The 22781-nt window shown below is 63.9% G+C and carries 16 protein-coding genes; 5 read left to right on the top strand and 11 right to left on the bottom strand.

The genetic code is table 11. The features are described 5' to 3' along the window. Positions 1 to 190: 190 nt before the first annotated feature. The 6 genes from APH34_RS18260 to APH34_RS18235 are packed head-to-tail and all read right to left on the bottom strand — an operon-like array spanning position 191 to position 6999. A complete protein-coding gene (locus APH34_RS18260) occupies positions 191 to 1816 on the bottom strand; it encodes a BatD family protein (RefSeq protein WP_054902350.1) in 1626 nt (541 codons plus the stop codon). Beyond that, positions 1813 to 3534: a tetratricopeptide repeat protein gene (locus APH34_RS18255; protein ID WP_054902349.1), complete on the bottom strand. Its 1722-nt coding sequence runs from the start codon at positions 3532 to 3534 to the stop codon at positions 1813 to 1815. The genes APH34_RS18260 and APH34_RS18255 overlap by 4 nt, the downstream gene beginning before the upstream one ends. Next, entirely contained in the window at positions 3531 to 4607 is a 1077-nt protein-coding gene (locus tag APH34_RS18250; protein ID WP_054902348.1) for a VWA domain-containing protein, read from the bottom strand. The genes APH34_RS18255 and APH34_RS18250 overlap by 4 nt, the downstream gene beginning before the upstream one ends. Then, complete coding sequence (locus APH34_RS18245; RefSeq protein WP_054902347.1) at positions 4600 to 5094, bottom strand: DUF4381 domain-containing protein; 495 nt, start codon at positions 5092 to 5094, stop codon at positions 4600 to 4602. The genes APH34_RS18250 and APH34_RS18245 overlap by 8 nt, the downstream gene beginning before the upstream one ends. Continuing rightward, positions 5091 to 6035: a DUF58 domain-containing protein gene (locus tag APH34_RS18240; protein WP_054902346.1), complete on the bottom strand. Its 945-nt coding sequence runs from the start codon at positions 6033 to 6035 to the stop codon at positions 5091 to 5093. Before APH34_RS18240 ends, APH34_RS18245 begins: the two co-directional genes overlap by 4 nt. 4 nt (positions 6036 to 6039) lie before the next feature. After that, positions 6040 to 6999, bottom strand: coding sequence for a MoxR family ATPase (locus tag APH34_RS18235; protein WP_054902345.1), 960 nt, complete (start codon positions 6997 to 6999; stop codon positions 6040 to 6042). A gap of 222 nt (positions 7000 to 7221) precedes the next feature. On the opposite strand from APH34_RS18235, the gene APH34_RS18230 reads away from it, so the two are divergent. Beyond that, entirely contained in the window at positions 7222 to 8520 is a 1299-nt protein-coding gene (locus APH34_RS18230; RefSeq protein ID WP_054902344.1) for a DUF2235 domain-containing protein, read from the top strand. Positions 8521 to 8595: 75 nt separating this feature from the next. Here APH34_RS18230 and APH34_RS18225 read toward each other — a convergent pair whose 3' ends face one another. From APH34_RS18225 to APH34_RS18210, 4 genes are all read right to left on the bottom strand, one after another. After that, positions 8596 to 9924 (bottom strand): MFS transporter, encoded by a 1329-nt coding sequence (locus tag APH34_RS18225; RefSeq protein ID WP_054902343.1) that lies wholly within the window; start codon positions 9922 to 9924, stop codon positions 8596 to 8598. A gap of 43 nt (positions 9925 to 9967) precedes the next feature. Further along, positions 9968 to 11161, bottom strand: coding sequence for an L-2-hydroxyglutarate oxidase (gene lhgO / locus APH34_RS18220; protein WP_054902342.1), 1194 nt, complete (start codon positions 11159 to 11161; stop codon positions 9968 to 9970). Positions 11162 to 11262: 101 nt separating this feature from the next. Continuing rightward, positions 11263 to 11973, bottom strand: a complete 711-nt coding sequence (locus tag APH34_RS18215; RefSeq protein WP_054902341.1) for a FadR/GntR family transcriptional regulator — start codon at positions 11971 to 11973, stop codon at positions 11263 to 11265. A gap of 94 nt (positions 11974 to 12067) precedes the next feature. Next, a complete protein-coding gene (locus APH34_RS18210; RefSeq protein ID WP_054902340.1) occupies positions 12068 to 12421 on the bottom strand; it encodes a hypothetical protein in 354 nt (117 codons plus the stop codon). Positions 12422 to 12692: 271 nt separating this feature from the next. Between APH34_RS18210 and APH34_RS18205 the strand changes: the two genes are divergently transcribed. After that, the gene (locus APH34_RS18205; protein ID WP_054902339.1) at positions 12693 to 17558 is read left to right on the top strand and encodes an NAD-glutamate dehydrogenase; all 4866 of its coding nucleotides are present in this window, start codon (positions 12693 to 12695) and stop codon (positions 17556 to 17558) included. Between the two features lie 120 nt (positions 17559 to 17678). Here APH34_RS18205 and APH34_RS18200 read toward each other — a convergent pair whose 3' ends face one another. Continuing rightward, complete coding sequence (locus APH34_RS18200; RefSeq protein ID WP_054902338.1) at positions 17679 to 18497, bottom strand: pyruvate, water dikinase regulatory protein; 819 nt, start codon at positions 18495 to 18497, stop codon at positions 17679 to 17681. A gap of 177 nt (positions 18498 to 18674) precedes the next feature. On the opposite strand from APH34_RS18200, the gene ppsA reads away from it, so the two are divergent. From ppsA to rraA, 3 genes are all read left to right on the top strand, one after another. Then, the gene (gene ppsA, locus APH34_RS18195; RefSeq protein ID WP_054902337.1) at positions 18675 to 21050 is read left to right on the top strand and encodes a phosphoenolpyruvate synthase; all 2376 of its coding nucleotides are present in this window, start codon (positions 18675 to 18677) and stop codon (positions 21048 to 21050) included. Positions 21051 to 21115: 65 nt separating this feature from the next. After that, positions 21116 to 22141, top strand: coding sequence for an alpha/beta fold hydrolase (locus APH34_RS18190; RefSeq protein WP_054902336.1), 1026 nt, complete (start codon positions 21116 to 21118; stop codon positions 22139 to 22141). 138 nt (positions 22142 to 22279) lie between these two features. Next, on the top strand, positions 22280 to 22771 hold the full coding sequence (gene rraA, locus APH34_RS18185) for a ribonuclease E activity regulator RraA (RefSeq protein ID WP_054902335.1): 492 nt from the start codon (positions 22280 to 22282) through the stop codon (positions 22769 to 22771). The last annotated feature ends 10 nt before the right edge of the window (positions 22772 to 22781 follow it).

The following is a 22781-nucleotide window of genomic DNA, read 5'->3' as shown; positions in this document are numbered from 1 at the left end:
AAGCGGGGCTTGGCTTGGAGGATGGGCGTTGCGCAAGGGGGTATGGTAACCCAAGCATAGGGCCAGCAGGTGCTCGGCCCAAGATGTTCGGTGTACCTGGAAAAGAGCTGAGTCGGTGGTGCAGCGCACTGTCTGATGCCCCTGGGCAGCGCCGACGGCAGCGGTGTTCGCGGCAAGCCCAGGCAGCGCATTACTTGGGATAGAGCGGCGGCAGGCTACCGTTCTCACCCGCCGGTAGCAGCACCTGTTCAGCCGGCGGTATGGTGCCAATTGCCCGCCACAAATCCTCACCCTGCCAGTACTGCCCACTCTCGCTGTACAACGCCCCGTTCAAGCCGTCCAGCGCATCCGACAACGGCACGAATCGCGCCGCCATTTCCGCCAGGGTTTCCGGCTGCTGACGCGCCCAGGCGTCCAGCGCCTGGCGGGTGGCCTGGGGGTCGTTGGCCTGGCAGGCGCGCTTGAGGTCGTCCAGCAACGTCCGTGGGCTCGGGCCGTTCTGTGCGGCGCGCAGCACCGCCGGTTGCGAGCGGGCGCGCCACCACAGGGCAAACCCGAGCACGGTGGTAAGGGTGAATACCAGGGTAGCCAGCTGCCAGGGCCACAACAGGCTGGCAGCGGTGTTGTTGTCACCGGCCGGGTTGTCGGCACTCAGTGCCGGGTTGTCCTGCACGTTCAAGGTGCGGGCGGGCAGGCTGGTGTGCTCCAGGTGGTCTTCGCGGGTGTTCCACCAGCTGATTTCCAGCGCCGGCAGGGCCAGCGCACCACTGTGGGTCGGGACCAGCGCTTCGCGCTCCTCGCGGTTGGCGGTCATGCCGCGTTCGTTGATCTCGTTGCGCAGCAGCGGCTGGTCCGGGTAGCGGCGCAGGCCGACGATCTCGGTGGCTGGCAGTTGCGGCAGTTGGGTACTGGACAGCCCTTCGGCGCGTAGGGTGATGCTGCGGGTCAGCGAATCGCCAATTTGCGTCGGCTGGCTAGCGGGGTCAGGGTTCCAGTGCTCATCGAGGGTCAGGCTGCGTGCCGGCAACCACGGCGCACCTGCAGGCCAGGCGGCGGGAATCGGGCGTACGGTGAGGCGCAGGGGCAGCGAGCTCACCTGCACCTGGCGCCCGGCCCGCGTCGTGCCGGTCGGTTGCTGGGTATTATCGGCCGCCGTGGCGGTAAAGGTGAGCGGCGCAATGCTCAGGTTTCCGCTTTGCTGTGGGTAGATCGCGTAGCGTGTCTCAATCACCCCGTGACGTACGCCGTTGATTTCTTTTTCATAGGTACGCGATTCGCCCAGTGGCTCGACCTTGGCGTTTTCCAGTTGCAGCGGGCTCAGGCTGCTGTCGTCGTATAGCGATACTGAATGGTAGATACGCAGGGTCAGCACGGCCTGGGCCTGAACATACACCTCGGTGCTGTCGAGGGTGGCTTCGACGAAGACTTGTGAAGCGCTGTCCGGGCGGTTGGCGTCGGCTTGCAACACCTGCAGATCGATGGCCTGGCTGCGTGACTGGCCCAGTTGCAGTTCAGGGATGCGCAGGCTGCCACTGCGCCTTGGCAGCAGGGTGATGATCCAGCGGGTGCTGGCGCGGGTTTCACCATCGAGGGTGTGCAGGCTGTTCAACTGCCGCGTCCCGCGCACGTCGAAGTCGCCATCCAGGGCGCGCAGGTCGGGCTTGCCGAACTGGGTCACGTCCTGGCTTTCGAGGGTCAGTTCCAGGGTTTCACCGGCTTCCAGGCGGGTGCGGTCGACACTGGCTTGCAGGGTCGGATCGGCCTGGACGAGCATGGCCCACAAAAGGCAGAGGAGAAAGACGCCGAGGCGACTCATCGTGGGTTTTCCTGATGCAATTGCTGTTCATACCAGAATTTGCGGCGCAACAGCTGCGCCGGGTTGTCGGGAATCTCTCGCAGCCATTGTTCCAGGGCCTGGCGCTGTTCGGCGTCAAGGCTGGAGGCGACCGGGCGCTGGGGCGGCTGGGTGGTGCCGTCGTCATCGCCTGGCTGATTGCCGGGGGTGGCCTGGCTGTTAGTGTTGCTGCCCTCGCCAGGTTGTTCGGCATTGGCCTGCTCATCGTTGCCGGGGGTGCCTTGGGTGGGGCCGCTGGCCGAGCTGCTGTTGCCCTCGGTTTCGCTGCCAGGCGTGCCTTGGGCATTGTTGCTGGCCGGCTGTTCTTCAGCCTGGGCCTGGCGTTGCTGCAACATTTGCTGCACCAACGCCTGGTTGTCCAGTGCCGGCTGCAGGTCAGGTTGGCGTTCCAGCGCCTGCTCGTAGGCATCCAGCGCGGCTTCCAGCTCGCCGCTGCGGGCAAGGGCGTTGCCACGATTGTAGTGCGCTGCAGCGGTATTGCCTTGGGCGAATGCTTTGGCGGCTCCGGCAAAGTCACCTGCCTGGTACAGGGCCATCCCACGCCATTGTGGGTCCTGGAAGTGGCTGGCAGCTTCTGCGGGGCGGTTATGTTCGAGCAGTCGCTGGCCTTGCTGGTCGGGGCGTAGCCACAGGTCATTGAGTTCAAAAGCCTGGCTCGGTTGCGGCACGGCCAGCAGCAGCGGCAGGCAGAACAGCCAGCCACGACGGCCGGCACAGGCAGCCAGCAGCAACAGCGGAATCAGCAGCCAGTAGCCTTGGTCGGCCCAGCTGTCGAGCTGCATGTTCTGGCCGTCGTTGCGCAGGATGCGCGGGTTGTCGAACAGGCCCAGGCCGCGTAGGTCGAGGTCATCGACGCGGGCATGGCGGTAACGCCCACCGGTGCCGCCGATAAAGGCCTTGAGGCCGGGGGTGTCCAGGCGTGGTACGAGGATGCCGCCGTGTTCGTCCTTGAGGAATTCGCCGTTGGCCTGACGCACCGGCGCCCCGTCGCTGGTACCAATGCCCAGCATCAGCAGGCTCGGGCCCTGGCGGCCGAGGGCCTGGACGATGCCCTGGCGTTCCGGTGCGCTCAGTGCCGAACCGATCAGCAGCAGCCGGCCCTGGCCCAGGCCGCTCTGGGCCAGCAGGGCCAGGCCTTTTTGCACGGCCAGGTCGGCGCGCTGACCGGGTTGCGGCATGATCGACGGGTCGATCGCCTCCAGCAGGTTGCGCGTAGTGCCCAGGTCATCGGACAGCGGCACCAGGGTGTGGGCGCTGCCAGCATAGACGATCAGTGCGGTCTGGCTGTCGCGGCGGTGCTCGAGCAAGTCGAGGATCTTGCGCCGCGCCTGTTCCAGGCGATTGGGTGGGGCATCCTCGGCGAGCATCTGGGGTGTCAGCTCGAGCAGGATCACCAGCGGGTCGGCCGGGCGCTGGCGGGTTTCTTCCAGGCGCTGCCAACTCGGGCCAAGCAGGGCCAGCAGCAACAGCAACCAGGCCATGCCCAGGGCGACCCAGGGCAGCTTGCTGTTGCTGCCGCTGCCACCACCGAGCAGCACCGGGTGGAAGGCTGTGGGCAGAATCATCTGCCAGCGCCCGGCGCGTTTGCGCCGATGCCAGAGCTTGGACAGCAGCCAGGCCAGCAGCGGCACCGCCAGCAGCCAGAGAGGACGCAACCATTGTGGCCACAGGTCGATCATCGGCGCCTCCTCAGGCGCAGCCGTCTAAGGCGCTCACGCCACTGCGGGTGGGGTTGCAGGAAGCGTGGCTTGCGCAGCAGGCGCTGCAGTCGGTTGTCTGGCCATAGCACCGCCACCACCAGCAGCACGCTGAGCAGCAGGGCCAGGGCCAGTGGCCAGGCATACAGGGCCTTGGCCGTGCGTGCCTGGGTCGGTTGCTGGGCGACGGGCTCCAGCTGGTCGAGGGTGTCGCCGATGGTATCCAGCTCGGCGCCGTCATGGGCGCGGAAGTAGGCACCGTGGGTCAGCTCGGCGATCTCCTTGAGGGACGCTTCGTCGAGGTCGAGGCTGGGGTTCAGGCCGAGCAGGCCGGGTGTGCCGCTGGCCTCGGGGTTGGCCCCGATGCCGATGGTGTAGATACGCACCCCCTCCTGGGCGGCCAGGCGCGCGGCGGTCAGGGGGTGAATTTGCCCGCCATTGTTGGCACCGTCGGTAATCAAAACCAGCACGCGGCTCTGGGCCGGGCGCTGGCGCAGGCGTTTGACGGCCAGGCCGATGGCGTCGCCGATGGCGGTGTTCTTGCCGGCGATGCCGATCTGCGCCTCGTCGAGGAAGGTGCGGACCGTGCGCCGGTCGAAGGTCAGCGGTGCCTGCAGGTAAGCCTGGCTGCCGAACAGAATCAGGCCGACCCGGTCGCCCTCACGGTCCTGGAGGAAATCGCCCATCAGCGCCTTGACCAGATCGAGACGGCTGACTTCCTCGCCCTTCCACTGCATGTCGGGGAAGTCCATGGAGCCCGATACATCCACTGCCACCAGCAGGTCGCGGCCACTGGCGGCCACCGGTACCGGGTCGCCGAGCCATTGCGGGCGGGCGGCGGCAAACAGCAGCAACAGCCAGATCAGTACGAACGGCGCCTGCTGGCGCCAGGTGGGCAGGTTCAGCCGCGCCCGGCGCCCTGCCAGGTGCTCCAGCTCTTGCAGGAAGCCGACCTTGAGCACGGGTTCGCCGCTGTCGGCGGCGGGCAGCAGCAAGCGCATCAGCCACGGCAACGGCAGCAGCAGGAAGATCCACGGCCAGGCCAGTTCAAACATGTTTGCGAATCCAGGTTTCGACGGCCTGGCTAAGCCCGGCGATGGCTTTGTCGTCGAGCTTGCATTCAGGCTTGTACGCGCCTTCGACCAGCACCATCCAGCGGGTCAGGCCAGCGGCCGGGCAGCGGTTGTCGAGGAAGGCCAGCCATTGCCGGCCGTTGAGGGTATGGCTGTTGGCCCCAGGGTAGTGGTTGCGGCACAAGCGCTTGAGCAACGCGTTGATCTGCTGCAACCAGGCGCCGGCCGGCGCCCCGTCATAGGGGCGCGGCAGGCGGGCGAGTTCGGCCAGGGCTTCCAGACGTACCGGGTCGAGTGGTTGCTCGGCCCGCACCACCGGGCGTTTGCCCGGCCGCCAGCGGCGCAGCCGCCACAGGCCCCAAGCCAGTGCGGGCAACCCGGCGAGCAGCAGCCACCAGCCTGGTGCCGGCGGCCACAGGCCGATCGCCGCGGGCGCGATCAGCGGTTGCAGTTGATCCAGCGGGTTCATGTGCTGCTCCCGGGGCGCTGGGCGTTCAGGTATTCGCGCAACTGTTCGATCATCTCGCTCTGGGTGCTCAGGGGCATCAGCAGCACACGCAGTTTTTGCGCCATCAACTCCCAGCGCTCGATGCGCGCCTCGCCTTGCTGACGGTAGGCCTGGCGCAGGTTGGCGTCCAAGGTGTCGAGCTCGAGCTGCGCGCCGCGCTGGGCGAAACGCAACAGGCCGGCGGCGGGCAGAGCATGGTCGAGCGGGTCGGAAACCGGCATCAACAGCAGGTCACAATGACGCGAGAGCATGGCCAGGTGCTGCTCGGCCTGGGCGCTGAGCGAGCGCTCGTCGCAAATGAGAATGGCCAGGCTGCCAGGGCGCAGCACTTCCCGTGCGCGGCGCAGGGCCAGGCCCAGGCTGTCGGCTTGGGGCACCGCTTCGGTGTGCAGCGCCTGGTTGACCTTCGCCAGGCGGTTGAGCAACTGCAGAAGGCTTTGTTTGCTGCGCCGGGGCTTGATTTCGTGGTGCTCGTTGTCGCCGAACACCAACCCGCCGATGCGGTCGTTGTGGCCCAGTGCGGCCCAGCCGAACAGCGCTGCGGCTTGGGCCGCAAGTACCGACTTGAACATCAGCCCCGAGCCGAAGAACAAGCGCTGGCTCTGCTCGACAAGGATGAAGATCGGCCGTTCACGCTCCTCGTGGAACAGTTTGGTGTGCGGTTCCTGGGTACGGGCAGTGACGCGCCAGTCGATGTTGCGCACGTCGTCGCCAGCCTGGTAGACGCGTACCTGGTCGAAGTCCACCCCGCGGCCACGCAGTTTGGAATGGTGCAGGCCCACCAGCGGGCTGCGCTGGCCGGGCCGGGAAAACAGCTGGATCTCGCGCACGCGGTGGCGCATGTCAATCAGCTCGGAGAGACCGATGCGAATGCCGGGTTCGGCCTGCTGCGCGTTGGGCATGGGTTCAGGCAACGGCGACGACGTCGAGGATGCGCTGGACCACGCGGTCCTGGTCGATCCCCGCCGCTTCGGCCTCGAAGGACAGAATGATACGGTGGCGCAGCACATCGAACAGCACCGCCTGGATATCCTCGGGGCTGACGAAGTCGCGCCCGGCCAGCCAGGCGTGGGCCCGTGCGCAACGGTCCAGGGCGATGGAGCCCCGGGGGCTGGCGCCGTAGGCGATCCAGTCGGCCAGCTCGGCATCGAACTTGGCCGGGGTACGGGTGGCCATGACCAGTTGAACCAGGTATTCCTCCACGGCGTCGGCCATGTACAGGCCGAGAATTTCCTTGCGGGCGGCAAAGATCGCCTGCTGGCTGACCCGCCGCTCGGGCTTGACCTCTCCACCCAGCGCTTCGCCGCGCGCCTGAGCCAGAATGCGCCGCTCCACCGCAGCATCGGGGAAGCCGATCTTCACATGCATCAGGAAGCGGTCGAGCTGCGCCTCGGGCAGGGGGTAGGTGCCTTCCTGCTCGATCGGGTTCTGCGTGGCCATGACCAGAAATAACGGAGACAGGTCATACGTGCTGCGGCCGACGCTGACCTGGCGCTCGGCCATGGCTTCGAGTAACGCCGATTGCACCTTGGCAGGCGCACGGTTGATTTCGTCTGCCAGCACCAGGTTGTGGAAGATCGGCCCTTGCTGGAACACGAAGCTGCCGGTCTCCGGGCGGTAGATTTCCGTACCGGTGATGTCGGCCGGGAGCAGGTCGGGGGTGAACTGGATGCGATGGAACTGCGCCTCGATGCCTTCGGCCAGCTCTTTGATCGCCTTGGTCTTGGCCAGCCCAGGCGCGCCTTCGACCAGCATGTGGCCGTCAGCCAGGAGCACGATCAACAGCCGCTCGACCAGTTTCTCCTGGCCTAGGATCTGGGTAGAAAGAAAGGTGCGTAGCGCGATCAGCGCTTCACGGTGTTCCATCGGCGACGGTTCCTGGAATTGGGCCAGGGCGTTCGCGGGGGGCGTCGGACCTGGCAGGGGGGATACTTTAATCTATCCGGGGGTGCGCCGACCAATGCGGGCCCGGATTTTTATGCGCTGTGTCGCGTCGAAATCGGCGTCTGCGGTTTAGGCGTTCGCTGATTTTTCGTGGCATTGATCTGGCGCCTGCTTGTGCCCTTCGACGCATGAAGGAGCATGACGATGAGCCAGCAGCACGCTACACCCGCTTCACCCCGTCCGGTCATTGTGCGCATGGGCGTCTTTTTCGACGGCACCGGCAACAATCAAGGCAACGCTTCTTTCAGCCCCTTGGGCAGCGGCTGGGAAGGCGGCAGCTACGGCAATGCACGGAGCAATGTTGCCCTGTTGCATGCCCTCTACCCCAGCGGGCCGGTGGACGGCCACCTGTACCTGAAACACTATGTACAAGGTATCGGGACCACTGAGGGCGCGGCGGATTCTACCTACGGGAAGGCGACCGGCTGTGGTGAAACCGGTATCGAAGCCCGGGTGGAACAGGCGTTGATGAGGCTGGATGAACAATTGCACGGGTACCCGGACGTTGAACCGGCTTGCATCGAGTTTGACCTGTTCGGGTTCAGTCGGGGCGCTGCCGCCGCCAGGCACCTGGCTAACCGCCTGGCTAAGGGGGCATCAGGTTTGCCGGTGGCGTTGCAGGGTGACAGGCAGATCAATTTCATTGGTCTGTTCGACACGGTCGCGGCCTTGGTTGCGCCCCTGAAGGGCGATTTCAGCCCCGCCAACAGTCAATACCATGGTTTGCGCCTTGGTCTGCGCAAAGGCCTTGCCCGGCAGGTCGTGCAGTTGGTGGCGGGCGATGAGCTGCGGCACAACTTCCCCTTGCTACGCAGTGACAATGACATTGTCGTGCCGGGTGTGCATTCGAACATCGGCGGCGGCTACCTGGAGCGCATGCAAGAGAAGGTGCTGCTGTGCAAGCCGCACGCCAGCCGCGTGGCGCAGACGACGCCGGTCGAGCGCACTCGCGCCTACGCCTTGGCCACTGGCCTGCTGGGCTCGGCGTTCGCCAGCCTGGTGGGGCCTCGAGCGCGGCTGATGACGTGGGAGGTGCCGATCGCAGGCAGCAGGGCCAGGCGGGACACCCCCGAGAAGCAAGTGTTTGCCGCGGTCTACCGTGAACGTGAGGTGAGCGGGCATCTGTCGCGGGTGTACCTGAGCGTGATGCGTGAGCTGGCCGTGCGCGGCGGGGTGCCCTTCGCGGCGCTGGGCGGCGATGAGGCCCATCACGTGCCGGATGAGTTGCAGGCAATCAGCAGCAAACTCCATGACTTTGCCCTGGGGCGCAGCGCTCAAGCGGCGCTGACGACAGAGGAGCAGGCATTGTTGCTGGCCAAGTATGTGCATACTTCCGCGCACTGGAATGCCGTCAAGGGGTTGCACAACAGCGCGCTGGACATGATGTACATCGACCGGCCGGCGGTGGGGGGCAGGGTGATGCATCAGAACCCGGCTGGCTGAGCAGGATGGATGTCGGTCTTACCACCCTTTTCGCAGGCGTGGCCCACGAAGACAGGGTGGTAAGGCCTCAGTCGGTCAGTTTTTCGAGCTTGAATGCTTGCGCCCCTGGTCACACAGGGCAAACACCACCACCAAAACCCCGGCGATCGCCAGGATCAACGCCACACCATCGGTGGAGTGGGTCGCCGAGTTGGCCACCAGGGCCAGGCCGCCCAGCGGCGCCAGGCCACCGGCCACCGCCGTGCCAATCTCACGGCCGGTACCAAAGCCCGAAGAGCGCGTCTGGGTTGGGAACTGGCGGCTGAGGAACGAGCCCTGCGGCGCGAACATCATCGGTGCGAGGATGCCGGTGCCGATAGCAATGGCCACATAGATCAGGGTTGGCTCACCGCTGCTCAGCAACTGCAGGAACGGGTAGGCGAACAAGGCCGAGAGCACCCCACCGCACACCAGCACGGTCTTGCTGCTCCAGCGGTCGCACAGCCAGCCGAAGAAGGGTACGGCAAAGATCGCCACCAGGCTGGCAATGGTCACCGACAGCGAGGTGACATGCGCCTCGACGCCCTTGAACTGGGTCAGGTAGGCCAGCGAGAAGGTTTTGAAGATATAGCTCAGGGCGTTGTAGCCAATGGCCACGAAGAACACCACGGCCAAGCCCTTGAGGTCATTCTTGAACAGCAGTTTCAGCGGCGACACCTGTGGCTTGTCGTCGGCCTTGTCCAGTTCCTTGAAGTCAGGGGTTTCGGGAATGCTCTTGCGCACCCACAAACCGATGGCCACCAGGGCGATACTGGCGATGAACGGAATGCGCCAGCCACCGGCCAGCAGGAATTCATTGCCGTTCATGGTCAGCAGGTACACGGTCAGCGACGACAGCAGCAAGCCCAGGTTGAGCCCCAGTGCCGGCCAGGCCCCCTGGCTGCCGCGTTTGCCTTCGCTCGCGTGTTCGTAGGAGGTGACGGCTGCGCCGGACAGCTCTGCACCTGCACCGAGCCCCTGGATGATGCGGATCGCCACCAGCAGGATCGGTGCCCAGATGCCGATCGAGGCATAACTCGGGATCAGGCCGATCAGCGCGGTGCACACACCCATCATGCAGAACGTGATCACCAGGACATGCTTGCGCCCGAAGCGGTCGCCCAGGTAGCCGAACAGGATGCCGCCGAACGGGCGTGCGATGAAGCCGATGGCGAACGTGGAGAACGCCAGCAGCGAGGCGACTGCCGGGTTGCTGGCATCGAAGAAGATCTTCGAGAACACGATCGCTGCCATGGTCGCGTAGAGGTAGAAGTCATACCACTCCAGCATCGAGCCGAAGATGGTCGCCGCCGCCACCTTGCGCAGGCGCTTGCGTTGCTGTTGCGGGGTTTCGCTCGCGGCCAGGGCCGCCTCGTGTACCGACATCTGATGTTCCTTATTGTCTTTGTAGTTGGGTGTGCAGCAGGGTTCAGCGGGCCTTGAGGATCTTTTCGGCGATCATCTGGCCGATGGGGATGGCCGAGGTGGCAGCCGGTGACGGGGCATTGCAGACATGCACCATGCGCGGGGTCTCGGCGAACAGGAAATCGTGGACCAGGGTGCCGTCGCGCATCACGGCCTGGGCACGGATGCCTGCTTCATAGGGCAGCAGGTCTTCGACTTGCAGCGACGGGCAATACTTGCGGCACTGTTCCAGGTAGCCGCGCTTGAACAGCGAGTTCTTCATCTCGGCGGTACCGGAGCCCAGGTTGTTCCAGATGGTTTTCCAGAAGCCGGGGAAGCGTGCGTATTCAGCGACATCGCGCCAGTTCACCGCAAACTTGCGGTAATTCTCCCGACCGAAGCCCAGCACCGCGTTGGGGCCGACGGTAACGCTGCCGTCGATCATCCGCGTCAGGTGCACACCGAGGAACGGCAGCTCCGGGTCGGGGATCGGGTAAATCAGGTGGTTGACGATCTGGTTCTTGCTGGCTGGCAGGCGGTAGTACTCACCGCGGAAAGGGATGATCTGGTGGTCGATCTTGACCCCGGCCAGGCGCGCCAGGCGGTCGGACTGCAGGCCGGCGCAGGCGACCAGTTGGCGGGCGCGCCAGGTCTGGCTGTCGTCGCGCACTTCAACGTGCTCGCCAAGCTCGCGAATGGCCCGCACAGTAGTGGACAGGCGCACTTCGCCGCCAGCCCGTTCGATGACCTTGGCCATGGCGTCGCACACCTGTTTGTAATCGACGATGCCGGTGGCGTCGACGAACAGTGCACCGAGGCCGGCGATGTTCGGTTCGCGGCGCTTGAGCTCATGGGCATCGAGCTGCTCGACTTTCAGGCCGTTCTGCTGCGAGCGAGCGTACAGCGCCTGCATGCGCTGCATCTCCAGCGGGTTGGAGGCCACCAGCAGTTTGCCGCAGACATCGAAGGCAATGCCGTGTTCGCTGCAGAAGTCCTTGGTTGCCTGGGCGCCGCGTTTGCACAGGTCGGCCTTGAGGCTGCCGGGGGCGTAATAGATGCCCGCATGGATCACGCCGCTGTTATGGCCGGTCTGGTGGCGGCCGAGGCTGGCTTCCTTTTCCAGGATCAGCAATGACGCGCCCGGGCGCTGCTGGAGCAGGGCCATCGCGGTGGCGAGGCCGACGATGCCGCCGCCGATGATGCAGTAGTCGTAGGTCATGCAGGGGTACCTTGGTGTTCTTGTCGGTGGATCTGCTTATCAGGTTGTCAGACTAAGTAGCGCGTGAAAAAAGCCCTCACGGGCGTCATAAGGGCTCCGGATCAGTCGAGGGCGGGGAGGTCGATCTTCAGGCGCTTGGCCGAGGCGCGCAGATGGGCTTCAGCACAGGCTGCGGCGGCCTGGCGATCACCGTCGGCAATGGCCTGGTACAGCGCCTGGTGCTCGCGGCTGGCGTCGGCCGAACCGCCCACCGAGTGGGCGGCGGAGTTTTCCCAGGCGGTGCGCCGTGCGCTGGCCAGCTGGCCGCCGAGGAAGTCGTGGAACGCCACGAAGTAATCGTTTTTGCTGGCTTCGGCGATGGCCCGGTGAAAGGCCACGTCGGCAGCCGAGGCGGTGGCGAAGTCGCTGCGCTTGTCGAGCATTTCCTGCAGGGCCTTGGCCATGTTTGCCAGGTCAGCCGCGTCGCGGCGGCGCGCGGCGATGGCCGCGGCCTGGGTTTCGATCCACAGGCGCATCTCGAACATCTGCGTCAGGTCCGGCTTGCGTCCGTTGCTGCCGGGGAAGCGGAATACCGTGCCGCTGGGGGTTTGCGAGATATAGGAACCCAGCCCCCGGCGCGCAATCAGCACGCCATCGGCCTTGAGCTGCGCTACCGCTTCGCGCACCACCGAGCGGCTGACATGCAGCTGTTCAGCCAGTTGCTGTTCGGTGGGCAGGCGCGATTCGGCGGCCAGGCGGCCGGAGTCGATCTCTGCGCGAATGGCGCTGACAACCCGTTCGACCAAGGTGTCGGGGCGCTGGAGCTCTAGCATGGAAGCGGTTGCCTAGTAGTCAGGTTGTCAGACAATGCCTGTGGTGGGGCTGGGCTGTCAATATTTTCAAGGGGGGTTGTGGGTTCGCGTGGCCTCAAAGCTCGCTGACGAAGGTGCCGGTGTCTTTCAGAATATTGCGCAAGGTCTGCTCGACCTCGTCCAGGTCTGTGCCCGCCGACGTCAGTACGATCTCCAGCGCCTCGTCCCCCTTCAACGCATCACGGTCTCCAGCCGCCACCTCGATCAGCAAGCGCTGGGCACTCAAGGTCACTTTCAAGCCATCCAGCGTCGAAGGCTCATCGTCCAGGGTCAAATCGACAGTGTCCTCGTCCGGGTAACGGGTCAGCAGGAACATCTGCCCCTTGTCACTGTGGCAGCACAGGGTCGCCATGTTGTCTTCCTCGTCATCGCAAGGGGTGGCGAAGAGCAGGGCGGTGTGGATTTGCATGGCGGGCTCGGGTCAAGGAAATGAAAGGGAATTCTGACAGTGTTGTGGGCATCCATAAACGTAAAGTTACCGCCCCTTGACCGAAATTGTCGCAGCGCTGCAAGCGGCAATGACCGATCAGTCGTTAAGCTTCGGCGAGCCCTGAACGTGCCTTCACGTTCAACGCCTGGTTTTAACCGTCCGGCTTGCCACGGGTTGGCTATCGTTGATCCGTAATCGTCGGGCGTACACGACGCTTCAACTATTACAAAGCCCAAGCGGAGTACCACAGATGGCGTTTTTCACCGCAGCCAGCAAAGCCGACTTCCAGCACCAACTGCAAGCGGCCCTGGCGCAGCACATCAGCGAACAGTCACTGCCACAAGTGGCACTGTTCGCCGAGCAGTTCTTCGGCATCATTTCTCTGGACGAACTCACTCAGCGCAGGCTTTCTGACCTGGCTGGCTGCACGCTATCGGCCTGGCGCATCATCGAGCGCTTCGACCCCGAGCAACCGCAAGTGCGGGTGTACAACCCCGATTACGAACGCAATGGCTGGCAGTCGACCCACACGGTTGTCGAGGTGCTGCACCATGACCTGCCGTTTCTGGTCGACTCGGTACGTACCGAACTCAACCGCCGTGGCTACAGCATCCACACCTTGCAGACCACGGTGCTGAGCGTGCGCCGTGGCGCCAAAGGCGAGTTGCTCGAGCTGCTGCCCAAGGGTACCCAGGGCGAAGGGGTGCGCCATGAGTCGCTGATGTACCTGGAAATCGACCGTTGTGCCAATGCCGCCGAACTGTCGGTGCTCACCCGCGAGATCGAACAGGTGCTGGCTGAAGTCCGCGTGGCGGTGGCTGATTTCGAGCCGATGAAAGCCAAGCTGCGTGAAGTCGTGGCGCAGGTGGAACAGACCCCGTTTGCTCCGGTTCAGCACGAAAAGGGCGAGGTCAAGGCCTTCCTCGAGTGGCTGCTGGATAACCATTTCACCTTCCTCGGCTATGAAGAGTTCACCGTTCAGGGCGACAGTGACGGCGGCCAGATGGTTTACGACGAACAGTCCTTCCTTGGCCTGCCGCGCCGCCTGCGGGTGGGGCTGACGCCTGAAGAACTGCGCATCGAAGATTATGCCGTGGCCTACTTGGCCGAACCGCTGCTGCTGTCGTTCGCCAAGGCGGCGCTGCCCAGCCGCGTGCATCGCCCGGCCTACCCGGACTATGTGTCTATCCGCCAGCTGGACGCCGACGGCAAGGTGGTCAAGGAACACCGTTTCATGGGCCTGTACACCTCGTCGGTGTATGGCGAAAGCGTGCATGCCATCCCTTACATCCGTATCAAGGTCGCAGAAGTCGAGCGTCGCTCGGGCTTCGACCCCAAGGCGCACCTGGGCAAGGAGCTGGCGCAGGTGCTTGAAGTGCTGCCACGCGATGACCTGTTCCAGACCCCGATCGACGAGCTGTTCAGCACGGTGATGTCGATCGTGCAGATTCAGGAACGCAACAAGATCCGCGTGTTCCTGCGCAAGGACCCCTACGGGCGCTTCTGCTACTGCCTGGCCTATGTGCCGCGGGAGATCTACTCCACCGAGGTACGGCAGAAGATCCAGCAGGTGCTGATGGAGCGCCTGAAGGCCAGCGACTGCGAGTTCTGGACCTTCTTCTCCGAGTCGGTGCTGGCGCGGGTGCAGCTGATTTTGCGGGTCGACCCGAAAAACCGCATCGACATCGACCCGCAACAACTGGAAAACGAAGTGATCCAGGCCTGCCGCTCCTGGCAGGACGATTACTCGGCCCTGGTGGTGGAAAACTTCGGCGAGGCCCAAGGCACCAACATCCTCGCCGATTTCCCCAAAGGCTTCCCGGCCGGTTACCGCGAGCGTTTTGCCGCACACTCGGCGGTGGTCGACCTGCAACACGTGCTGGCGTTGTCCGAAAGCAAGCCGCTGGCCATGAGTTTCTACCAGCCGCTGACCCGCCTGGGCGAACGCCTGCTGCACTGCAAGCTGTACCATGCCGACACCCCGCTGGCGCTGTCGGACGTGCTGCCGATTCTGGAAAACCTCGGCCTGCGCGTGCTGGGCGAGTTCCCTTATCGCCTGCGTCACGCCAGCGGTCGTGAGTACTGGATCCACGACTTCGCCTTCACCTACAGCGAAGGCTTGAGCCTGGATATCCAGCAGCTCAACGACGTACTGCAGGATGCCTTCGTGCACATCGTCCAGGGTGACGCTGAGAATGACGCGTTCAACCGCCTGGTGCTTACCGCCGGCCTGCCCTGGCGTGATGTGGCGCTGCTGCGCGCCTATGCCCGCTACCTCAAGCAGATCCGCCTGGGCTTCGACCTGGGCTACATCGCCAGCACCCTGAACAACCACACCGATATCGCCCGCGAGCTGACCCGGCTGTTCAAGACCCGCTTCTACCTGGCGCGCAAGCTCACCGCCGATGACCTGGAAGACAAGCAGCAGCGCCTTGAACAGGCAATCCTCACGGCCCTCGACGATGTTCAGGTACTCAACGAAGACCGCATCCTGCGCCGCTATCTGGACCTGATCAAGGCCACCTTGCGCACCAACTTCTACCAGCCTGACGCTAACGGGCAGAACAAGTCGTACTTCAGCTTCAAGTTCAGCCCTAAGCTGATCCCCGAGCTGCCCAAACCGGTGCCGAAGTTCGAGATATTCGTGTATTCGCCGCGGGTCGAGGGTGTACACCTGCGCTTTGGCAATGTCGCCCGTGGTGGCCTGCGCTGGTCAGACCGTGAAGAAGACTTCCGTACCGAAGTGCTCGGCCTGGTGAAAGCCCAACAGGTGAAAAACTCGGTGATCGTGCCAGTCGGCGCCAAAGGCGGCTTCCTGCCCCGGCGTCTACCGTTGGGTGGCACCCGCGACGAGATCGCCGCCGAGGGCGTGGCTTGCTACCGCATCTTCATCTCAGGCCTGCTCGACATCACCGACAACCTCAAGGACGGCGGCGTGGTGCCACCGGCCAACGTGGTACGCCATGATGACGATGACCCGTACCTGGTAGTGGCCGCCGACAAGGGCACCGCCACGTTCTCCGACATTGCCAACGGTATTGCCATCGACTACGGCTTCTGGTTGGGCGATGCGTTCGCCTCGGGCGGCTCGGCCGGCTATGACCACAAGAAGATGGGTATCACGGCCCGTGGCGCCTGGGTGGGCGTGCAGCGCCACTTCCGTGAGCGCGGCATCAATGTGCAGCAAGACCCGATCACTGTGATCGGTGTCGGTGACATGGCCGGTGACGTGTTCGGTAACGGCCTGCTGATGTCTGACAAGCTGCAACTGGTCGCTGCGTTCAACCACCTGCACATCTTCATCGACCCCAACCCGGACCCGGCCACCAGCTTTGCCGAGCGCAAGCGCCTGTTCGACTTGCCGCGTTCAGCCTGGAGCGACTACGACAGCAGCATCATGTCCGAAGGCGGCGGGATCTTCCCGCGCAGTGCCAAAAGCATCGCCATCAGCCCGCAGATGAAGGAACGTTTCGCCATCGAGGCCGACCGCCTGACCCCGACCGAGTTGCTGCATGCGCTGCTCAAGGCACCGGTGGACCTGCTGTGGAACGGCGGTATCGGTACCTACGTCAAAGCCAGCAGCGAAAGCCACGGCGATGTCGGTGACAAAGCTAACGACGCGCTGCGGGTCAACGGCAATGAATTGCGCTGCAAGGTGGTAGGCGAGGGTGGCAACCTGGGCATGACCCAGCTCGGCCGGGTCGAATTCGGCCTGCACGGTGGCGCTACCAACACCGACTTCATCGACAACGCCGGGGGCGTGGACTGCTCCGACCATGAGGTCAACATCAAGATCCTGCTGAACGAAGTGGTGCAGGGCGGTGACATGACCGAGAAGCAGCGCAACCAACTGCTGGGCAGCATGACCGATGAAGTGGCCGGCCTGGTGCTGGGCAACAACTACAAGCAGACCCAGGCGCTGTCGCTGGCGGCTCGCCGCGCCCGCGAGCGGATTGCCGAATACAAGCGCCTGATGGCCGACCTCGAGAGCCGCGGCAAACTTGACCGCGCCATCGAGTTCCTGCCTACCGAGGAGCAACTGGCCGAACGCCTGGCCGCAGGCCACGGCCTGACCCGCGCCGAGTTGTCGGTGTTGATCTCCTACAGCAAGATCGACCTCAAGGAGCAGTTGCTCAAATCGCTGGTGCCGGATGACGACTACCTGACCCGGGACATGGAAACCGCCTTCCCGCCGTCGCTGGTCAGCAAGTTTGCCGACGCCATGCGCCGCCACCGCCTCAAGCGCGAGATTGTCAGCACGCAGATCGCCAACGACCTGGTCAACAACATGGGCATTACCTTCGTCCAGCGCCTGAAGGAGTCCACCGGGATGAGCCCGGCCAATGTTGCCGGTGCCTATGTGATCGTGCGCGACATCTTCCACCTGCCGCACTGGTTCCGCCAGATCGAGGCACTGGACTATCAGGTGCCGGCCGAGGTGCAGTTGACCCTGATGGACGAGCTGATGCGCCTGGGCCGCCGCGCCACCCGCTGGTTCTTGCGCAGCCGGCGCAACGAACAGGACGCTGGGCGTGACACCGCGCACTTCGGGCCGAAAATCGCGCAGTTGGGCCTCAAGCTCGATGAGCTGCTGGAGGGGCCGACCCGCGAGCGCTGGATGGTGCGTTACCAGCGCTTCGTCGATGCCGGTGTGCCGGAGTTGTTGGCGCGCATGGTGGCGGGCACCAGCCACCTGTACACGCTGTTGCCGATCATCGAGGCTGCCGACGTGACCGGGCACGAACCGGCTCAGGTGGCCAAGGCGTTCTTCGCCGTGGGCAGCGCGCTGGACCTGACCTGGTACCTGCAAGAGATCAGCAACCTGCCGGTGGAGAACAACTGGCAGGCCCTGGCCCGCGAGGCGTTCCGCGACGATATCGACCTGCAGCAGCGGGCAATCACTATTTCGGTCCTGCAGATGGCCGATGCCCCGCAGGACATGGACGCACGCGTCGCGCTGTGGGCCGAGCAGCACCGGGTGATGGTCGAGCGCTGGCGCGCGATGCTCGACGACCTGCGCAATGCCACCGGCAACGACTATGCGATGTATGCGGTGGCCAACCGCGAGCTGGTCGACCTGGCGATGAGCGGGCAGGCGGCGGTGGTACCCTCCTGATCGCTCGGTGAAATGAACAAGCCCCGGCAGTGATGCCGGGGCTTTTTCATGTCTGTTCTGGCCTACCGTCGGCAAGGCACCTGTGGAAGCCAGCCGGCCAGCGACAGGGCCAGTGCAGGTTTACTTGAACCTGCGCTCCACGCCTTTTTCCACCAGGATCTTCGCTGAGATCTCTTCCACCGAGAAATGCGTTGAATTGATGTTGGGGATGTTCTCGCGGCGGAATAGGCTCTCGACCTCGCGAACCTCGAACTCGCACTGGGCAAAGCTCGAATAGCGGCTGTTGGGCTTGCGCTCATGGCGGATGGCGGTCAGGCGGTCCGGGTCGATGGTCAGGCCAAACAGCTTGTTGTGGTGCTTTTTGAGCACAGCCGGCAGTTGCAGGCGCTCCATGTCGTCTTCGGTCAGCGGGTAGTTGGCGGCGCGGATGCCGAACTGCATGGCCATGTACAGGCAGGTCGGGGTCTTGCCGCAGCGCGATACGCCCACCAGGATCAGGTCGGCCTTGTCGTAGTAGTGCGTACGCGCCCCATCGTCGTTGTCCAGGGCGAAGTTGACCGCCTCGATGCGCTCCATGTAGTTGGAGTTGCCGCCGATCGAGTGCGACTTGCCGACGGAATACGACGAATGGGCTGTCAATTCCTGCTCGAGCGGGGATAAAAACGTCGAAAAGATGTCGATCATGAAGCCATTCGACGTCGCCAGGATCTCGCGGATGTCCTGATTGACGATGGTGTCGAAGATGATCGGACGCATGCCGTCGCGTTCGGCGGCGGCATTGATCTGCTGCACCATGGCCCGCGCCTTGTCCGGCGTGTCGATGTACGGACGGGTGAATTTGTTGAACGGAATGCTTTCGAATTGAGCGAGCAGGCTTTGGCCCAGGGTTTCGGCAGTGATACCGGTGCCATCGGAGATGAAGAACGCGGTTCGTTTCATTTGCGATCTGGGCCTTAAGCTGATGACGTTTCTTGGATATGATAAGTTCGGTTTGCCGAATGCGGCTGTCGGCATTCTCACTTATTTTCCAGGTACAGGCCACAAGCGCCCGGCCCAGTCAATGAAGGCAGGCGGGTGCCCTTGAGCTTTTCCAATACAGTTAGTGGAGAGATCACCTTGGTAGAGTACGTAGTTTCCCTCGATAAGCTCGGCGTCCATGATGTAGAGCATGTGGGGGGCAAGAACGCATCCCTGGGCGAGATGATCAGTAACCTCGCAGGTGCCGGTGTGTCGGTACCGGGCGGCTTTGCCACTACGGCTCAGGCGTACCGCGACTTTCTCGACCAGAGTGGCCTGAACGACCGCATCCACGCCGCACTCGATGCGCTGAACGTGGATGACGTCAATGCCTTGGCCAAGACGGGCGCACAGATCCGTCAGTGGGTCATGGAAGCCGAATTCCCGGCCCGTCTGGATTCGGAAATCCGTACGGCGTTCGCCGAAATGTCCAAGGGCAACCCGAACATGGCCGTTGCCGTGCGGTCTTCGGCCACTGCCGAAGACCTGCCGGATGCCTCGTTCGCCGGCCAGCAGGAAACCTTCCTCAACATCCGTGGCGTCGACAACGTGATCCGCGCGGCCAAGGAAGTGTTCGCCTCGCTGTTCAACGACCGTGCCATCGCCTACCGCGTACACCAGGGCTTCGACCACAAGCTGGTAGCCCTGTCGGCGGGCGTGCAGCGCATGGTCCGTTCGGAAACTGGCACAGCCGGTGTGATGTTTACCCTCGACACCGAGTCGGGCTTCCGTGATGTAGTGTTCATCACCGGCGCCTACGGCCTGGGCGAAACCGTGGTGCAGGGCGCCGTCAACCCTGACGAATTCTACGTTCACAAGAGCACCCTGCAGGCCGGTCGCCCGGCGATTCTGCGCCGCAACCTGGGCAGCAAGGCGATCAAGATGGTCTACGGCGACGAAGCCAAGGCCGGGCGCTCGGTCAAGACCGTCGAAGTCGAGCGTGCCGAGCGTGCGCGTTTCTGCCTGAGCGATGACGAAGTCAATGAGCTGGCCAAGCAGGCGATGATCATCGAGCAGCACTACCAGCGCCCGATGGACATTGAATGGGCCAAGGACGGTGACGACGGCAAGCTGTACATCGTTCAGGCTCGTCCTGAGACCGTGAAGAGCCGTGCCAGCGCCAACGTCATGGAACGCTACCTGCTCAAAGAGAAGGGTACCGTGCTGGTCGAAGGCCGTGCCATCGGGCAACGCATCGGTGCTGGCAAGGTCCGCGTGATCAACGATGTGTCCGAGATGGACAAGGTGCAGCCAGGCGATGTGCTGGTGTCCGACATGACCGACCCGGACTGGGAACCGGTGATGAAGCGCGCCAGCGCGATCGTTACCAACCGCGGTGGGCGTACTTGCCACGCGGCGATCATCGCCCGTGAGCTGGGTATTCCGGCAGTGGTCGGTTGCGGCAACGCCACCCAGCTGCTCAAGGACGGCCAGGGTGTGACCGTATCGTGCGCTGAAGGCGACACCGGCTTCATCTTCGAAGGCGAACTGGGCTTCGACATCCGCCAGAACTCGGTGGACGCCATGCCCGAGCTGCCGTTCAAGATCATGATGAACGTCGGCAACCCGGACCGCGCCTTCGATTTCGCCCAGTTGCCCAATGCCGGTGTCGGCCTGGCGCGTCTGGAATTCATCATCAACCGCATGATCGGCGTGCACCCCAAGGCGCTGTTGAACTATGCCGGCCTGCCGCCGGAGTTGAAAGAAAGCGTCGACAAGCGCATCGCCGGCTACAACGACCCGGTTGGGTTCTACGTCGAGAAGCTGGTCGAGGGTATCAGCACCTTGGCGGCGGCCTTCTACCCGAAAAAGGTCATCGTGCGCCTGTCGGACTTCAAGTCCAACGAATACGCCAACCTGATCGGCGGCAAGCTGTACGAGCCGGAAGAAGAAAACCCGATGCTGGGCTTCCGGGGTGCCTCGCGCTACATCAGCGAGTCGTTCCGCGACTGCTTCGAGCTTGAGTGCCGCGCCCTCAAGCGCGTGCGCAACGAGATGGGCCTGACCAACGTCGAGATCATGGTGCCATTCGTGCGCACCCTGGGCGAAGCCAGCCAGGTGATCGACCTGCTCGCCGAGAACGGCCTGGCCCGTGGCGACAACGGCTTGCGCGTGATCATGATGTGCGAACTGCCGTCCAACGCCATCCTGGCCGAAGAGTTCCTCGAGTACTTCGACGGCTTCTCCATCGGCTCCAACGACCTGACCCAGTTGACCCTGGGCCTGGACCGCGACTCCGGCATCATCGCCCACCTGTTCGATGAGCGTAACCCGGCGGTGAAGAAGCTGCTGGCCAACGCCATTCAGGCGTGCAACAAGGCTGGTAAGTACATCGGTATCTGTGGCCAAGGCCCGTCGGACCACCCGGACCTGGCCAAATGGCTGATGGAGCAGGGTATCGAGAGCGTGTCGTTGAACCCGGACTCGGTACTCGAAACCTGGTTCTTCCTGGCCGAAGGTCAGGGCGCGGCCTGATGGAGTGAATGCGCAGGCGTGCCTGACGCGCCTGCGCCTGGTTTTTTTCAGGGCGAGTTCCAGCAATGGATCCCGCCCTTTTTTGTGCACCAAACCCTATGCAAAGCAGCAGCAATCTATTTCCCGTGGCCTTGCTCAGTGCCGAGCGCCGCGGCGACCTCAGCGAAGACGTGTACCGGATCAAGGCTGGCAACAGCCCTGACCCTAGCGTTGAGCTGGCCGTTACCCGCCTGGGTGTGGCCGACCAGGGCCGGGCCCAGGGCGTGCCGGTCATACTCCTGCATGGCAGTTTCTCCAACCGGCGCTTTTGGTATTCGCCCAAGGGCATTGGCCTGGGCGCCTACCTGGCACGGGCGGGTTTCGATGTGTGGATCCCGGAGATGCGCGGCCATGGTCTGTCACCGCGTAACCGCAATTGGCGGCACAACCGGGTTGCCGATTATGCCCGCCATGACCTGCCGTTGATCGCAGCCTTCGTTGAAGAGCAGTCAGGCCGAGCGCCGCACTGGGTCGGCCATTCGTTGGGCGGGACCACCCTGGCGGCGGCCCTGGGCGGTGGTTTTCTGCGTGCCGAGCAGGTCGCCAGTGCCGCGTTTTTCGGCACGCAGGTCAGCCGGGTGTATTGGCCGTTGAAGGTGCCGCCAGTGGCCTGGGGCGCGAAGCTGCTGCTCAGGCGCTGGGGGCAGATTTCCGGGCCACGCTTCAAGCGCGGGCCTGAAGATGAACCGATTGGCCTGGCTCTGGAGAGCATGCGCTGGCATGGTCTGTTTGGCCGCTTTGGTGACAAGGACAGCGATTGGTGGGCTGGCCTGGCGGACGTCGACGTGCCCGTGCTGGCAGTCGCGGGCGCGGGCGATTTCCAGGACCCCGTGTGGGCCTGTCGCAAGCTGTTCGAGCAACTGGGCGGGGAACGCAAGCAGTTCCTCAGGTTGGGCCGCGAGGAAGGCTTCGAGGCGTTCGGGCATGTCGACATGCTGGTGAGCAAGGCGGCGCAGGTACAGGTGTGGCCGTTGGTAGAGCGCTGGTTGCGCGCGCCTCTGGCACCGGTGCATGCATCGATTGTGAGGGTGGAGCCTGTGCCAGTCGGTTGATGTTCTGCTGCCTGTGCGGGCCCTGTCTTCGGAGCAGACGAAATAGCTATGACCGATCAGTCCCGGATGACTGCAACAGCCTCCCCGGTGTAGCCTTGGCCGATACCCGCTTTTCGTTGTGACTGACAGGAGCTTCCCATGCAGCATTACGTAACGCCCGACTTGTGCGACGCCTATCCAGACCTGGTCCAGGTGCTGGAGCCGATGTTCAGCAACTTCGGTGGCCGTGATTCATTCGGCGGCCAGATCGTCACCATCAAATGCTTCGAAGACAACTCGCTGGTCAAGGAGCAGGTCGAGCTCGACGGCAAGGGCAAGGTCCTGGTGGTCGATGGTGGCGGTTCGCTGCGCCGCGCGCTGCTGGGCGACATGCTGGCGGAGAAGGCCGCCAGCAATGGCTGGGAAGGCCTGGTGATCTATGGCTGTGTACGTGACGTCGATGTGCTGATCCAGACCAACGTGGGGGTGCAGGCACTGGCCAGCCATCCGATGAAGACCGACAAGCGTGGTATCGGTGACCTGAACGTGGTCGTGACCTTCGCCGGGGTGACTTTCCGCCCGGGTGAGTACGTGTATGCCGACAACAACGGCGTGATCGTCTCGCCAAGCCCGCTGAAGATGCCGGAGTGACGCGCCGCGC

This window comes from Pseudomonas sp. NBRC 111131 (assembly GCF_001320525.1).
GTDB lineage: Bacteria > Pseudomonadota > Gammaproteobacteria > Pseudomonadales > Pseudomonadaceae > Aquipseudomonas > Aquipseudomonas ceruminis.
The sequence above is the reverse complement of the archived record's forward strand: the minus strand, read 5'-3'. Positions and strand labels throughout refer to the sequence as shown.